Below are 14,770 nucleotides of genomic sequence, written 5' to 3'. Positions count from 1 at the left end.
ACCACGAGCACGGTGGAGGAGTCCGCGAAGTCCGGCTGCGGGCCGATCCGGAAGTGGAACCGCGAGCCGGGCCGGACCGCGGCGATCACCTGGTTCTAACCCGAAATACCACTCACGACGAGGGCTCGTTCGCGGTGCGTTCCCGGCCGGCCTTGCCGGTGCCGAAAGCGCGCAGGAACGTGTCGACGATGAGCTCCGCAGCCGGGAAGTCGTTCAGGGCCGGAAGGTCCTTTGTGGACAGGTGCAGCAGTGACCCCAGGACGCTGCCGGGCCACTGGGGCGGCAGCCCCGCCCGCAGGAAGCCTTCGTCGATGGCCCGCTTCATGAACCGGTCGACCTCCTCGATCGCGCGCAGGCGGCGAGCCCAGATCTCCGGGTCCGAGCGCATCCGGCTCACCTCGGTCGGCCAGGTGCGGTTGACCTCGACGATCCCCTGGACGTACCGCCGCAGCGCCTCCGGGACCGGCGCCTCCCGCAGCCGGGCGGCCTCGATCGCCGCTTCGATCGCGTCCAGGCGGGCCTGGTAGACCGCGGCCAGGAGTTCCTCCCGGCTGGTGAACCGGCGGTAGACGGTCCGGCGGTCGACGCCGGCCTCCGCCGCGATCGCCGCGATGCTCGTGGCCGGGTCTTCGGCGAGCATGCGGGCGCCCGTGGTCAGCAGGAGTTCGAGATTGCGCGCGGCGTCGGCTCTCACCTCTCACACCCTAGCAGTAACAGTCACATCGGTGAGGCAGTTAAGTGCTACACTGATGTGACACATCGACTTAGGGAGCAGCGGTGATCACCTACGAGGAACTTTTCATCGGCGGCGAGTGGACCGCCCCGAGCAGCGCCGAACTGCTGGACATCCGGTCCCCGCACGACAACTCGGTGATCGGTCGCGCCGCGCAGGCACTGCCCGCCGACGTCGACCGCGCCGTCGCGGCCGCCCGGAAAGCCTTCGACGAGGGCCCGTGGCCGCACACCCCGCCGGCGGACCGGATCGCCGTCGTCCGCAAGCTGGCCGCCCTGCGCGAGAAGCGCGCCGACGAGATCGCGGCCCTCATCTCCGCGGAGAACGGCTCCGCGCTCTGGTTCACCAAGGCCGGCCAGCCCGGCCTGACCCGGCAGGCCAACGCCTACCTGAAGGCGGCCGAAGAGTTCGGCTGGGAGGAGACCCTCGCCCCGTCGGACCCGGCCGCGCCGTTCCGGTCGGTCGTGCGCCGGGAGGCGATCGGCGTGGTCGCCGCGATCATCCCGTGGAACTCGCCGTTCTCCTCGGCGTCGGCCAAGATCATCCCCGCGCTGCTCGCCGGCAACACCGTGGTCCTCAAGGTCTCGCCCGAGAACACGCTGAGCATGAATCTCCTCGCAGAACTGCTCGCCGAAGCCGGCCTGCCCGAGGGCGTCATCAGCGTGCTGCCCGCCGACCGCGGGACCAGCGAATACCTGGTCAAGCACGAGGGCGTCGACAAGATCGCCTTCACCGGGTCGACCCGCGCCGGGCGCCGCATCGCGTCGCTGGCCGGGGAACAGCTCAAGCGGGTCAGCCTGGAGCTCGGCGGCAAGTCGGCGGCGATCATCCTCCCCGACGCCGACCTCGGCGCGGCCGTCCAGGGCCTCAAGTTCGGTTCCCTGCTCAACAACGGCGAATCGTGCATCGCCCAGACGCGCGTCCTCGCGCCGCGCAGCCGCTACGACGAGGTGGTCGCCGGGCTGAAGGAGCTGATCGAATCCCTGGGCGTCGGCGACCCGGCCGACGACCGGACGTTCATCGGCCCGATGATCCGCCGCGACCAGCAGCAGCGCGTCCTCGACTACATCCGCCTCGGTGTCGAGGAGGGCGCGCGGCTCGTCACCGGTGGTCCGGACGTCCCGCCGGGGCTGGAACAGGGCAACTACGTGACGCCGACGCTGTTCGCGGACGTCGACAACAGCATGCGCATCGCCCAGGAGGAGATCTTCGGCCCGGTGCTGGTCGTCATCGCCTACGACGACGAGGACGACGCCGTCCGGATCGCCGACGACTCCGAGTACGGCCTCTCCGGTGGCGTGTGGTCGGCCGACCCGGCGCACGCGCTCGCCGTCGCCCGCCGCGTGCGGACCGGCACGGTCACGGTCAACGGCGCGCCGATCGGCTTCGACGGCCCGTTCGGCGGGTTCAAGGCCAGTGGCCTCGGCCGCGAGTACGGCGCTGTCGGGCTCGGCACCTACACCGAGTACAAGACCATCACCGTGCCCACCCGCTGACGCCTCCGCCGCAGAGGCGGCCGGGCACCGTGCTCAGTCGCGGCCGGCCGCGGCGGCGAACATCCCGGGCTCGTAGGACCCGCCCTTCCGGTGCACGATCACGGCGAGCCGGTTGGCGGCGTTGATCAGGGCGACCAGCGCGACGAGCGTCGCAACCTGCTCGTCGTCGTAGTGCTCGCGCACCCGGGCCCAGGTCTCGTCGGAGACGCCTTCGGCGGCGTCGGCGAGCCGGGTGCCCTCCTCGGCCAGCGCGAGTGCGGCGCGCTCGGCTTCCGTGAACACCGTCGACTCCCGCCAGGCGGCGACGAGCGCGAGCCGGACAGCCGTCTCCCCGGCCGCGACGGCCTCCTTGACGTGCATGTCGACGCACCAGCCGCACCCGTTGATCTGGCTGGCCCGCAGGCTGACGAGCTCCCGGGTGGCGGCCGGCAGCGGTGACCGGTCGATGACCTGGCCGAGGTTCGCGAACCGCTTGGCGAGCCGGGAGCCGGTTTCGGTGCCGAACAGGTCGATGCGGGTGTCCATGCCTTCGTCCTCACTGGTGTCGTCGGGCGGAACGACCTCAAGACACCGGTGGGGCGAAGCTTGTGACGGTCAGGGTCGCGGGTCGGCCACGCCGGCGCGTTCCGGGTTCGTGCCGGTGGTGAGGATTTCCAGGAGCGCTTCCTGCGTCCGGCGGGCACCGAAGGCGGCCACGAGCGGCTCGACGAACTGCCGGTCGAAGCTCGGGTCCGGGTCGTGGACCGCCGCGCGCACGAGCGGGCCCAGGCGCACCGGGTTCATCGTGTCCTGTCCTTCACCCTGGTCGACGTGGTCGTTACGCGCGGGCGGGTTCGGCCCGGCCGGTGGGCTGTACCATCACTGCCGATGAGCTGGGCGGGGTGGAAGGTGCGGTTGCGGGAGGTCCGCCCGGCGGATCACCGCACCCTGATCGGGTTCGACCGCGACTCCGGCCGTCAGGTCGGCGGCTACCGCCACTGGGCGACCCACCGCGGCGCGGCCGATTCCGGTGAGGACTTCCACTTCGCGATCGAAACGCTGCACAACCGGACGCTGGTCGGCTCGATCTGGATCCAGGCCGACCCGGCCAGCGGCCACTTCAGCTACGGCATCGGGATCGGGCCGCAGTACCGCCGCTGCGGCTACGCGGCCGACGCGGTCACGGTCCTGCTGGCGTACATGTTCGAGCTGCAGCGGTACCGCAAGTGCGAGGTCAGCATCAACGGCAGCAACTTCGCCTCGCTGGCGCTGCACGGAGAGCTGGGCTTCCGCGAGGAGGGCCGCCCCCGCGACACGGAGCTGCGGCGCGGCGAGGTCCGCTACCCGGTGCTGATGGGCATCACGGCGGAGGGTTTCGCAGAACACCAGCCGACGTTCCTCGCGGCGCGCGGCCCGGTGCGCCCGTGGCGAGGCCGCCACTGGCGAACGCCCCGGCGCGGACGGCACTGGCGCCCCGAGCACCTGAGACCGGCCCGCTGAGCCCGCCCCGCCCCGCCCAGTTCCGCTCGGCCCGCCCCGCTCGACTCGCCCCGGCAAGGCCTGGCCTGGCCTGCACGCTTCGCTTGACTTAGGCGGCGCACGCGGGCCGGCCCGACAAGCCCGGACCGCGAAACCCCAAGCCCTGGCCACCCACCCGCTCAGCGCGCGAAGGCCGCCAAAGGCGCCGGCGGTGGTGAGGGTGCCGGCGTGAAGGTCACCACCACCGGGTCGGGCCGGTCGCCCACCCGGGCCTCCACCCTCCTCAGGAGCCCCTCCGCGTCCAGCCAGTACTGCACCCTCGCCGCCTTGGTCGGGTCCGGTGCGCGGGCCGGCTGGGGACCGTCGATCACGTCGACCGCCACCTCGCCCACCGTGTCCGCGCGGACCCAGCGCGCCGAGCTCTGGCGCAGCAGCTGCCCGTTGTCCGGGCGGTCCGCGCCCAGCCCCAGCACCAGCCGCAACGCCGTGTCCAGCTCGGGGCCCGGCTGGAGCGGCCGGTACTGCCAGCGGTCCGGGGGCGGTGGGTCCGTCGCCGCCTGGCCTGGGCCGCCGCGGAACGCCACCGCCGCCGGGGTCCACTGCAGCAATCCGGCCGATGTCTCGTCGCCGCGGCCTTCCGTGCTCAGCTCGGCGTACCCCAGGCCCTGGACGAAGTCCACGCGGCCGCGCAGGGCGAGCACGCCGCCTCCGGTCGGGACCGTCGCGGTGAAGGTCTCCGTCCGGAAGCGGTAGTTGGCGAACCGGGCGAGCGCGAGCCGTTCCGCTTCCTCCGCTGACAGCGGGCGCGGGTCCGCGCCGCACGCCGCCACCAGCAGCACCACCGCCAACGCCGTCCGGCGCTTCACGACTTGACCCCGGCGTGTTCGGCCAGCAACGCGATCGGCGGCACGGGGTAGCTGTCCAGATCAACCGGCCCGGGCAGGCCGCGCGCGGGCCGCGGGGGCGCCGTCGCCGCGTCCGGCAGGCCCGGCTGCTCCGGCGGGGCCGCCACGTCCGGGAACGGCACCCCGCGCGGCGCCGGCGGCAAGGCCAACCGCACCCCGGCCGCCGCGCCGGGGCTCGCCGGGCAGGCCATCGCCGCCGCCAGACCGGCCGGCGCGGTGCTCGTCAAGACGTTGTCCTGCAGGCAGTTCCCGCTGCCCGGCGCCCGCTCCGAAGCCGCGTAGGCGACGTCGACGCCGTTGCCGGACAGCACGTTCCCCACCAGCCGGTTGCCCGACGGGGCGAGGTCCTCCGCGGACGCCAGTGCGATCCCGGCGCCGGGATTGCCGGTGACGAGGTTGCGGGCCAGCAGGTTCCGGGTGCCGCCGGCGATCCCGATGCCGACGCCGAAGCCGCCGTCGGCCTGGGCCGGGCTGCCCGGCTGGGCGTTCGCCGCCACCACGTTGCCGACGATCGCCGCGTCCTGCTGCGGCACGAACGCCTCCTGGTAGTCGGAGTTCGTCGACAGGCCGACCCGGTTGCCGGCGAACCGGTTGCCCACCACGGCCATCCGCCCGGACGCGTTCGTGCCTTCGTAGCCCACCGCGTTGCGCTCGGCGACGTTCCCGCGGACCACGATGTCGCACGGGTGACACTGGCCGACGTAGAACCCGGAATCCGCGCTGCCGGACGCGTAGCTGTGCTCGATCACCCCGTGCTGGGAGTCGAAGGCGTACACGCCGTAGAGACCGTTGTTGCTCGCCGTCACAGCCGACACGCGGAAGCCCTGCACCGGCGGGAACCGGGCCGGGTCGAGCCGGGTGTAGCCGTCGCTGCCCCGCGCCAGCCCGCCGCTCTCGTCGGCCATCCCGGTGACGAGGACACCGTTCAGGACGTGGTCGCGGACGGTCAGGTTCTCCACCGCGACGCCGTCCGCGGTGACCACGATCCCGTTGGCCCGGCGCACTTCGCCGTCGAACACGACCCGGTTGCGGTCCGTGCCGCGCAGCACGAGGTCGGGCACGGTGATCCGCACCGACTCGCGGTACACGCCCGGTGAGACGAGCACGAGGTCACCCGGCCGCGCGGAATCCACGGCCTGCTGGACGGTCGGGGCGTCCTGCGGCACCCGGATGGTCGCGGATCCGGCGACGTCCGGCCGGAGTGGCGAAGAACAGCCGGCGAGGGACAGGACAGCCACCAGGAAAGCAAAAAGCGCACGCACGGCGAAACCATAGGAGCGATCCGGCCCGCGGAACCCTCGCGGCGCGAAATGCCACCTGGTGGAGTGACAAGTCCCGGTTTCGCGACGCCGGCGCGGCACAATCCGCGCGTGGCCACTCCTCCCCCGTTGTCCCGCCGCTCGGTGCTGCTCGGCGCCGGCGCCGGCCTGGTGTCCGCCTGTTCCGCACCGGCCGCGGCGTCCGATCCGGACGTGGTCACCGCCTTCGGGGCCCAGCAGGCCGGGATCGCCCGGCCATCGCCGCCGCAGCGCCACGTGAACCTCTCGGTGTGGGACCTCCCGCGAGGGGCCGACCGCGCGTGGCTCGGCGCCCTGCTGGCCAAGCTCGGCCGGCGGGTGGCGGCGCTGGCCGCGGGCGGGGACGCCGCCCTGTCCGACCTCCCGCCGTCGCGGCTGACGGTCACGGCCGGGCTCGGCCCGCGGATCGTCACGGCCGTCGCCCCGGACCTGCCCGGGGCGCAGGACCTGCCGGTGTTCCCCGGCGACGAACCCCGCGACGGCGGTGGCGACCTCCTGCTCCAGGTGTGCGCGGACGAACCCCTCGTCGCCGCCCTCGCGACGACCGAGCTGACCGCCGGCCGGGACATGTCGTTGCGCTGGCGGCGGACCGGCTTCCGCGGACCGTCCTCTTCGGACGGATCGGCGCGCAACGTGCTGGGGTTCGCCGACGGCATCGTGGTGCCCCGGACCGACACCGAGCTGGCCGCCGACGTGTGGCTCGGCGGGCCGCCCGCGGTCCGCGGCGGCACGATCGCCGTGGTGCGCGGGATCCGGCTGGACACCGCGGCCTTCCACGCCTTGCCGGTGGCCGCGCAGGAGCGGGTGATCGGCCGCCGCAAGGCGACGGCGGAACCGTTGTCCGGCCCGGAACTCGACCTGGGCGCCAAGACCCCGGACGGCGAGTACCGCATCCCGGCCGACGCCCACGTGCGCCGAGCCCACCCGCTCACGGTCGGAGCGGGCGTGATGCTGCGGCGCGGGTACAGCTCCGAGGAAGGGCTGCTGTTCATCTCCTTCCAGCGGCAGCTCCGGACGTTCGTGGCCACCCAGCACCGCATGAGCGAAGGCGACGCCCTCCTGCGCTACGCGACGACAACGGCGTCGGCGACTTTCCTGGTGCTGCCCGGCTTCACCGCCGACGCCCCGCTGGGCCACACCTTGCTCGCCTGACCGGACTCATGCGCCCAAGGCGCCGTCGCTGCGCCTCACACACCCGCCCGGCCTTGCGCCTCACACACCCAAGGCGGCCTCCGGTGCGTCTGGCGCACCGAAGGCCACCTTGGGGCGCTGGAGACTCAGCCCCCGCCGGTCACCGTGTCCGGCGGGTGCGGCGGGCCAGCAGCAGGGCCGCGATGCCCGCGGCCACCGCGAGCCCGCCGATCGCCGCCAGCCAGTCGGCCGCCACGCCCGTGCTCGACAGCGGACGGGTCGTCGGCGGGGCCGCCGCGGTGAGCAGCCCGGCGTCCAGGCTCAGGTCCTCGCGCTTCGCCGGGCCGAGGGTGACCACCTTGGTGCACCCGTCGGACGGCTGGGCGTCGGAGTCCTTCGTGTCGTCGGGACCGGCGTCCGGCTTGGTCAGCTTGCGGCCGCCGGTGGCGAAGCAGACCTGGTACGGCCCGTCCGGCAGGTCGTCGAACAGGTACTTCCCGTCCGGCGCCGTCTTGGTGGCAGCCACCTGCTTCCCGGTGCCGTCCTTCAAGGTCACCGGCACGTCCGGGACGCCCGGCTCGCCCGGGTCCTGCACGCCGTTGCCGTTGCGGTCGGCCCACACGAAGTCGCCGACGCGGTTGCGCGGCTCGACCAGACCGGCGTCGAGCGTGAGGTTCTCCCGCTTGCCCACGCCGAGCGGCACCACCGGGGTGCAGCCGGACGCCGGATCCGCGTCCGAGTCCGTCCCGTCGTCGCCCGCGTCGGGTTTCGCCCACTGCCAGCCGGCATACGGCGGAGGCGCCTGCGTCCGGTCGAAGCACACCCGGTACGAGCCGTCCGGCAGATCCTCGAACAGGTACTTCGCGTCCGGCCCCGTCTTGGTGGTGGCCACCTGCTTCCCGTCTCCGTCCTTCAGGATCACGGGCACGTCCGGCACCCCGGGCTCGCCCGGGTCCTGCAGGCCGTTGCGGTTCAGGTCGGCCCACACGAGGTCGCCGAGGCGGTTCGGCGGCGCGACCAGACCCGCATCGAGGGTCAGTTTCTCCCGCTTGCCCACCCCGAGCGGCACCACCGGGGTGCACCCGGACGCCGGATCCGCGTCGGAATCCTTCCCGTCGTCACCGGCGTTGGCCTTGGTCAGCTGGTAGTCGGCCACCGGCGCCGGAAGCTGCTTGACGTCGAAGCACACCTGGTAGGACCCATCGGGCAGGTCGTCGAACAGGTACTTCCCGTCCGGACCCGTCTTGACGGAAGCCACCTGCTTCCCGGTGCCGTCCTTCAGCACCACCGGCACGTCCGGCACCCCGGGCTCGCCCGGGTCCTGCAGACCGTCGCCGTTGCGGTCGATCCACACGAAGTCACCCAGCCGGTTGCGCGGCGCGACCAGGCCCGCGTCCAGAGTCGGGTTCTCCCGCCCGCCCGGGCCCAGCTTGACGACCGGCGTGCAGCCGGTGCCGGGATCGGCGTCGGAGTCCTTCGTGTCGTCGCCCGCGTCCGGCTTGGTCCACTGCCAGTCGGCGTAGTCCGCCGGCAGCTTCGAACGGTCGAAGCACACCTGGTACGACCCGTCCGGCAGGTTGTCGAACGAGTACTTCCCGTCCGGACCCGTCTTCGTCGCCGCCACCTGCTTCCCGGTGCCGTCCTTCAGCACCACCGGCACGTCCGGCACGCCCGGCTCGCCCGGATCCTGCAGGCCGTTGCCGTTCTTGTCCGCCCACACGAGGTCGCCGAGGCGGTTCGGCGGCGCGACCAGACCCGCGTCGAGGGTCAGGTTCTCCCGCTTGCCCACCCCGAGCGGCACCACCGGGGTGCACCCGGACGCCGGATCCGCGTCCGAGTCCGTCCCGTCGTCACCCGCGTTCGCCTTGGTCAGCTTGTAGTCGGCCACCGGCGCCGGAAGCTGCTTGACGTCGAAGCACACCTGGTAGGACCCATCCGGCAGGTTGTCGAACAGGTACTTCCCGTCCGGCCCCGTCTTGACGGAAGCCACCTGCTTCCCGGTGCCGTCCTTCAGCACCACCGGCACATCCGGCACACCCGGCTCGCCCGGGTCCTGCAGACCGTCGCCGTTGCGGTCGATCCACACGAGGTCACCCAGCCGGTTGCGCGGCGCGACCAGGCCCGCGTCCAGGGTCAGGTCCTCCGGGCGGTCGATCCCGAGCGTGGTGACCGGGGTGCACCCGGTCTCGGTGCCGGCGTCGGAGTCCTTGGTGTCCTCACCCGCGTCCGGCTTGGTCCACTGCCAGTCGGCGTAGTCCGCCGGCAGCTTCGAACGGTCGAAGCACACCTGGTACGACCCGTCCGGCAGGTTGTCGAACAGGTACTTCCCGTCCGGGCCCGTCTTGGTCTTGTCCAGCTGCTTTCCGGTGCCGTCCTTCAACACCACCGGCACGTCCGGCACACCCGGCTCGCCCGGGTCCTGCAGGCCGTTGCCGTTCTTGTCCGCCCACACGAAATCACCCAGGCGGTTCGGCGGCCGGATGCCCGCGTCCAGCGTCAGGTCCTCGCGCTTGGCCGGGCCGAGCGTTGTCACCGGAGTGCACCCGGACGCCGGGTCGGCGTCGGAGTCCCTCGTGTCGTCACCGGCGTCGGGTTTCGTCGCCAGGTAACCCGCGTACGCGGCCGGCAGCTTCTTCAGGTCGAAGCACACCTGGTAGGCGCCGTCCGCCAAGCCGTCGAACAGGTACTTCCCGTCCGTGCCCGGCTTGGTGGCAGCCAGCTGCTTCCCGGTGCCGTCCTTCAAGGTCACCGGCACGTCCGGCACCCCCGGCTCACCCGGGTCCTGCAGGCCGTTGCCGTTCTTGTCCGCCCACACGAAGTCCCCGAGCCGGTTGCGCTGGGCGAACAGGCCGGCGTCGACGGTGTGGTCCACCGAGCCCGCGGGCCCCATCGTCACCTTGACGGTGCCGGTGGCCGGGTCGGCGTCCGAGTCGAGCGCCGGGTTGCCGCCCGCCTTCGCGACCGTCCACTTGACACTCGCCAACGGCGGCGCACCGGGCAGCGCCGTGGTGTCGATGCCCGAGTAGTCGAACTTCACCGTGTAGCAGGTGTCGGCCTTGAGGCCGTCCGCGGCGCCGAAGTAGTACTCGCCGTTGGCCCCGGTCGTCTTGGTGGCGAGCGCCGCGCCCTTGCCGTCGCACGCGAGCAGCTGCACCTTGGCCCCGGCGACCGCCGGCTCGGCCGGGCCCTGCACGCCGTCGCCGTCGGTGTCGAACCACACCCGGTTGCCCAGCTGGACCGGCGCGTTGTCGCAGAGCGCCTCCAGGTCGGCCAGGCCGTTGGCCTTGGCCCAGCCTTCCTTCGCGTCGTTGAGGAGGTAGCTGTTCGAGAAGCCGGTGTTCATCATCGTGCCGCCGGCCCGGTCGAACCAGCCGACACCGCCGGTGTTGATCGCCGTCGGGTCCATGATCGTCGCGGGCATCCGCGCGGCCGGGTACACCACCGCGAGGGCGCCCTGCGCGGTCTCGTTGTGCGGCTTGCCGTGCTCGTCGTCGGCGAAGTACTCACCGGGGTAGTACTCGACGACGTCGGTCGGCTCACCACCACCGTTCGCCGCCGCGCTGTTGTTGTTCGGACAGCCCGAGGTGCCTTCCCAGACGTAGCCGCCTGCCTGCTTGCAGACCCGGTTCAGGTCACCGCCGCTGACCGTGTCGAACCGGTCGGGCGAGCCCGCGGACGGCGGCATGTCGTGCCCGCCCTGGTCACCGAAGCGGTCCCGGAAGCCGAGCACGAGGTCACCGCCGACTTCGGCGCGGATGTCGGTCAGCAGCGGTTCCGGGTGCGCGAGCAGGTGCCCGCCCTGCGGTGCGGGCGGCTGGTAGGTGGCCTGCCAGGGGTTCCAGACGTGCGTGTTGCTGCCGTCCCACAGCGCGTCGCCCCGCTTGAAGTCCAGCTTGTGGTCGACGAGCACCGCGCCGAACGTGCCCGCGGTGGCGTCGAAGGCCCGGATCACCACGCGCATGTCGCTGACCTTCTGCGTCGATTCGCCGGAGCACACCCCACCGACGAAGACGACGCCGTCGTGCACGCCCAGGCCGCCCGGCCGCCAGTCACCGGCCGCGGGACAGCCCGGGTCCGGGATCGCGTAGCTCGCCTTGGGCGCGGCCGCGGTCGCCGCGGTCGCGTCGTAGAGGTAGAGCTTGCGGTCGGCCAGGTTCACCACGAACAGCGTGCTGCCGTCCTCGCTGATGCGCAGCGCGCCGAGGCTTTCCTTGCCCACGACGTCGGCGAACTTCAGGTCGAAGTCGGTCTGCATGGCGTGCGCGCTGCCGCCGGGCACGGGCACCTTCGTGAACAGGGTGGTGCTCTTGGTCGCCGGATTCGTGACGTAGACGGCGCCCGGGCCGTCGGGCCCGTAGGCCGCGGCCCGCTTGGCGAACGCGCTGGAGAAGACGCGCTTGTCCGCCTTGCGGTAGGCGATGCCGTAGACCGTCCCGGTGTCGCCCTGGGTGGCCGTCGCGGTGGGCGGGGTGCCGGTGCCCCGCGCGGTGAACGGGAAGCTCACCAGCGAGCGGGCCTTCGGGTCGATGCCCGGCGCGATGCCGTTGCGCTGGCAGGCGGTGACCAGCGCGGGGTTGTCCTGGCAGTAGTCCGCCGGGTTCCACAGCCCCATCGTCAGGTCGGCCTTCTTGCCGCCGGAGACGTCGACGAAGCTGGTGAGGCTGCTCAGCCCGCCGCCCGCCGGGGCCGGCTTCAGGTACGGCATCGACGCGGGGACGCTCGCCTCGACGCGGTACTTGCCACCGCTCAGCCCGGTGGTGGCCAGCTTGACGGTGCCGTCCGCGGCGGTCGTCCCGGTGGCCGTGGCGCCGCCGGGATCGGTGGCCTTGACCGGGATCCCGGCCACCCCCGTCTCCAGGGCGGGCTCGTAGTTCCCGTTGCCGTTCAGGTCACGGACCACCCGGACGGTGAGGGTGCCGTCGGAGGCGTCCGCGAGAGCCGGTCCGGCCGGGACGGTCAACGGCAGCACGGTCGAAGCGAGCAGGAGCACCGCGCCGGAAGCCATCAGTCTCTTCAACGTTCACTCCACAACAGCCGGGCCCGCGACGGCCACTGTCCAATGCAGACGGTTGTGGGTGAGCTTAGGAGCCGGGAGGAGTGACACACCCGGTGAAGCCGGGTGAAAGCTTGTCCGTTTTACGTGACTTCAAACCACACGATCGAGTGAGCTGTCCCTGCCAACAGAGTTACGGGCCGGGTTTCCCATCGCGAATGGCTCATGGGGGGACCTCGGAAGGGCCGCCGGCGTCGGGACCGGTGACGCGCTGGTGCGCCGTCCACTCCTGCCACTGCGCCGCCACTTGCTCCTTGTCCGCCGGCACCGCCGGCGACGGCACCGGCGCGGCGGCCGGGTCCGGCGGGGCCGGGGTGTCCGCGCCGCGGCTCCGAAGCCGGCCCGGGATCCACCCGGGTCTCCACCGCCGGGTGGTCCCGCTCCACCCGGGTGCCGCCCTACCTTTCCTTCCGTCGCCATCATCCGGAAGGGAAAGCCAATGAACGAAGTGCTCGGGTTCATGTTCCTCCGCTTCGCCGTCATCGGCGGCGGAATACTGCTGCTCGTCCTGCTGCTGGGCGTGGTCGCGATCATCCTCAAGAAGCTGGGCCGGTGAGCGACCGCTACCCCAGCCCGCGGCCGAGCCCGTGCCGCACGGCGTACCGCAGCGCTTCGATCCGGTTGCGCACACCGATCTTCGCGAACGCGTTGTTGATGTGGGTCTTCACCGTGGCTTCGGCGATGACGAGCTCGGCCGCGATCTCGCCGTTGCTCAGCCCGGCGGCGATCAGCCCGAGCACCTCGGCCTCGCGCGCGGTCAGGCCGTCCGGCAGCCGGTCCTTTTCGCCGCCCCGGCCGGACAGCGCGGACGCCACCCGGCCGGACACGCCGGCCCCGAAGGTCAGCTGCCCGGCGACCACGGCCCGCAGCGCGGCCCCGATCTCGCCGCGGCCGGCGTCCTTCGTCAGGTACCCGCGCGCCCCGGCGGCCAGCGCGCCGGCGATCGAGCCGTCGTCCGCGTAGGTCGTCAGCACCAGGACGGCGACGTGCGGGTGGTCGCGGACGATCCGCTCGGTCGCTTCGACCCCGGTCATGACGGGCATGGTGAGGTCCATCAGCACCGCGTCGATCCGGTCGAGCCGCCGCAGCAGGGCGAGCGCTTCGGCACCGTCGGCCGCCGAGCCGGCCACCTCGACGTCGTCGAGCAGCCCCATGAGCGCGACCAGGCCTTCGCGCACGGCCTGCTGGTCGTCGACCACGACCACCCTGATCACCCGCGGCTCCCCCATGATCCCCCTCCCGGTACGGGGAGGCAGGCTACCACCGCGCGGCCACCGGGGAATCCACTGTGGATGATCGGAGGGTGGCGCGACGGGTGCAAGCGCCGCGCCACCCTCCACCCGCCTCAGCCCGGGGCGACCGCCCGCCCCGTCTGCGGCGAGATCATCCCCGCGCACAGCCCGCGGCTCGCCAGCGTCCGGGCGATCTGCGGGATGGCGGACAGGGTGTTGGCCGGCCATTCGTGCATCAGGATGACCTGGCCGTTCGTGAGCCGGGCGTTGGCCGCGACGATCGCGCTGACGCTCGCGTTGTTCCAGTCTCCCGAGTCGACGTCCCAGATGACCTGGCGGAGGCCGTACTTGGCCGCCACCGACTGGACCGTCGCGTTCGTTTCCCCGTACGGCGGGCGGAACAGCCGGGGCGTGCCGCCGCCCGCGGCCGAAATCGCCTGCTGGGTCCGGGAAATCTCGGAGTCCACCTGCGCCTGGCTCTGCTGGGTGAGGTGCGGGTGCGTGTAACTGTGGTTGCCGACCCACATGCCCGCGCTCGTCTGCGCCCGGACCTGCGCCGGGTACGCGGCCGCGTACTGGCCCTCGTTGAACATCGTGGCCCGCAACCCGTTCTGCCGCAACGCGTTCAGGATGGCCGGGGTGTGGGCGTTCGACGGTCCGTCGTCGAAGGTCAGTCCGACGTACCCGTTGCACGCGGCCGCCTGGGCGGCCGGCGTGACGGCGATGGTGCCCGCCACGGCAAGGGCCGCCGTGGCCAGGAGAGTGCTCCACGCACGCATGGTCAACCCACCGTGATGTTGGAGTTGCCGCTGCTCTGGTAGCCCTCCGTCGCCAGGATCATGTAGTAGTTGAAGCTGCCCAGCCGCATGCCGGCCCGGCCCCACGCGTCGAAGTGGTTGCCGGTGGTGATGCTGCCGCCGGTGCGCCGCTGCTGGCGGACGCTCCAGTACTGGTTGAACGTCTTGTTGCCTTCGACGGACGGCGCGTTGTAGCGGGTCGTCTGGTAGATGTCGTAGGTGCCGCCGTCGCTGGTCACGGTGCCCTTGTACGTCCCGGTCGGCCGCCAGCTGCCCCAGTTGTCGACGATGTAGTACTCGACGAGCGGGTTGGACGTCCAGCCGTAGAGGGCCAGGTAGCTGTTGCCGGAGGGGTTGAAGCTGCCGGAGTAGTTCACCGTGCGCCGGCTGCCGTTGCTCCAGCCCTTGCCGGCGACGAAGTTGTTGACGTTGCTCCAGTTGGTCCGGTAGTTGCCGCCGGAGGAGAGCGTCATGGAGACCGAACCGCCACCGGCGGTCCAGAACGAGTAGTAGTACCCGTTGTCGGTGCCCGTCCGGTTGGTCGTGATGACCGTGTCGGCCCAGGCGGTTCCGGGCAGGAATGCGGCGACCAGCGCAAGGACGGCGCCACCGGCGAACATCCTGCTGCGGCCGCGTTTCTTGGTGAGCATGCTTCCTCCTCGTCGAG

Annotated in this window: 12 protein-coding genes; 3 read left to right on the top strand and 9 right to left on the bottom strand. The window is 72.3% G+C overall.

From position 1 onward, the window contains the following. Nucleotides 1-112: 112 nt before the first annotated feature. On the bottom strand, nt 113-694 hold the full coding sequence (locus ACWED2_RS26095; RefSeq protein ID WP_449693105.1) for a TetR/AcrR family transcriptional regulator: 582 nt from the start codon (nt 692-694) through the stop codon (nt 113-115). 83 nt (nt 695-777) lie between these two features. Between ACWED2_RS26095 and ACWED2_RS26090 the strand changes: the two genes are divergently transcribed. After that, nucleotides 778-2,229 carry an aldehyde dehydrogenase gene (locus tag ACWED2_RS26090; protein WP_449693104.1) on the top strand — a complete coding sequence of 484 codons (1,452 nt, stop codon included), beginning with the start codon at nt 778-780 and terminating at the stop codon, nt 2,227-2,229. A 33-nt stretch (nt 2,230-2,262) separates the two neighbouring features. Here ACWED2_RS26090 and ACWED2_RS26085 read toward each other — a convergent pair whose 3' ends face one another. Both ACWED2_RS26085 and ACWED2_RS26080 read right to left on the bottom strand, forming a co-directional pair. Then, a complete protein-coding gene (locus ACWED2_RS26085; protein WP_449693103.1) occupies nt 2,263-2,754 on the bottom strand; it encodes a carboxymuconolactone decarboxylase family protein in 492 nt (163 codons plus the stop codon). Nucleotides 2,755-2,823: 69 nt separating this feature from the next. Then, entirely contained in the window at nt 2,824-3,012 is a 189-nt protein-coding gene (locus ACWED2_RS26080) for a hypothetical protein (RefSeq protein ID WP_449693102.1), read from the bottom strand. A gap of 84 nt (nt 3,013-3,096) precedes the next feature. Here ACWED2_RS26080 and ACWED2_RS26075 point away from each other — a divergent pair, with 84 nt between their 5' ends. Next, nucleotides 3,097-3,708: a GNAT family N-acetyltransferase gene (locus tag ACWED2_RS26075; protein WP_449693101.1), complete on the top strand. Its 612-nt coding sequence runs from the start codon at nt 3,097-3,099 to the stop codon at nt 3,706-3,708. 158 nt (nt 3,709-3,866) lie between these two features. On the opposite strand, the gene ACWED2_RS26070 is transcribed toward ACWED2_RS26075, so the two are convergent. Together ACWED2_RS26070 and ACWED2_RS26065 are read right to left on the bottom strand one after the other, a co-directional pair. Beyond that, nucleotides 3,867-4,553 carry a hypothetical protein gene (locus tag ACWED2_RS26070; protein ID WP_449693100.1) on the bottom strand — a complete coding sequence of 229 codons (687 nt, stop codon included), beginning with the start codon at nt 4,551-4,553 and terminating at the stop codon, nt 3,867-3,869. After that, nucleotides 4,550-5,854 (bottom strand): right-handed parallel beta-helix repeat-containing protein, encoded by a 1,305-nt coding sequence (locus ACWED2_RS26065; protein ID WP_449693099.1) that lies wholly within the window; start codon nt 5,852-5,854, stop codon nt 4,550-4,552. Before ACWED2_RS26065 ends, ACWED2_RS26070 begins: the two co-directional genes overlap by 4 nt. A gap of 108 nt (nt 5,855-5,962) precedes the next feature. On the opposite strand from ACWED2_RS26065, the gene ACWED2_RS26060 reads away from it, so the two are divergent. Continuing rightward, nucleotides 5,963-7,042 (top strand): Dyp-type peroxidase, encoded by a 1,080-nt coding sequence (locus ACWED2_RS26060; RefSeq protein ID WP_449693098.1) that lies wholly within the window; start codon nt 5,963-5,965, stop codon nt 7,040-7,042. Nucleotides 7,043-7,181: 139 nt separating this feature from the next. On the opposite strand, the gene ACWED2_RS26055 is transcribed toward ACWED2_RS26060, so the two are convergent. The 4 genes from ACWED2_RS26055 to ACWED2_RS26040 form a co-directional block, all read right to left on the bottom strand. Further along, nucleotides 7,182-12,038, bottom strand: coding sequence for an SdrD B-like domain-containing protein (locus ACWED2_RS26055; protein ID WP_449693097.1), 4,857 nt, complete (start codon nt 12,036-12,038; stop codon nt 7,182-7,184). 599 nt (nt 12,039-12,637) lie between these two features. Then, the gene (locus ACWED2_RS26050) at nt 12,638-13,288 is read right to left on the bottom strand and encodes a response regulator (protein WP_449693096.1); all 651 of its coding nucleotides are present in this window, start codon (nt 13,286-13,288) and stop codon (nt 12,638-12,640) included. Between the two features lie 131 nt (nt 13,289-13,419). After that, nucleotides 13,420-14,085 carry a polysaccharide deacetylase family protein gene (locus tag ACWED2_RS26045; protein WP_449693095.1) on the bottom strand — a complete coding sequence of 222 codons (666 nt, stop codon included), beginning with the start codon at nt 14,083-14,085 and terminating at the stop codon, nt 13,420-13,422. Nucleotides 14,086-14,087: 2 nt separating this feature from the next. Continuing rightward, nucleotides 14,088-14,753, bottom strand: a complete 666-nt coding sequence (locus ACWED2_RS26040) for a glycoside hydrolase family 11 protein (protein WP_449693094.1) — start codon at nt 14,751-14,753, stop codon at nt 14,088-14,090. Nucleotides 14,754-14,770 lie beyond the last annotated feature (17 nt).

The sequence above is a fragment of the Amycolatopsis sp. NPDC005003 genome (assembly GCF_053600695.1).
This window is presented reverse-complemented; position numbering and strand designations above follow the sequence as displayed.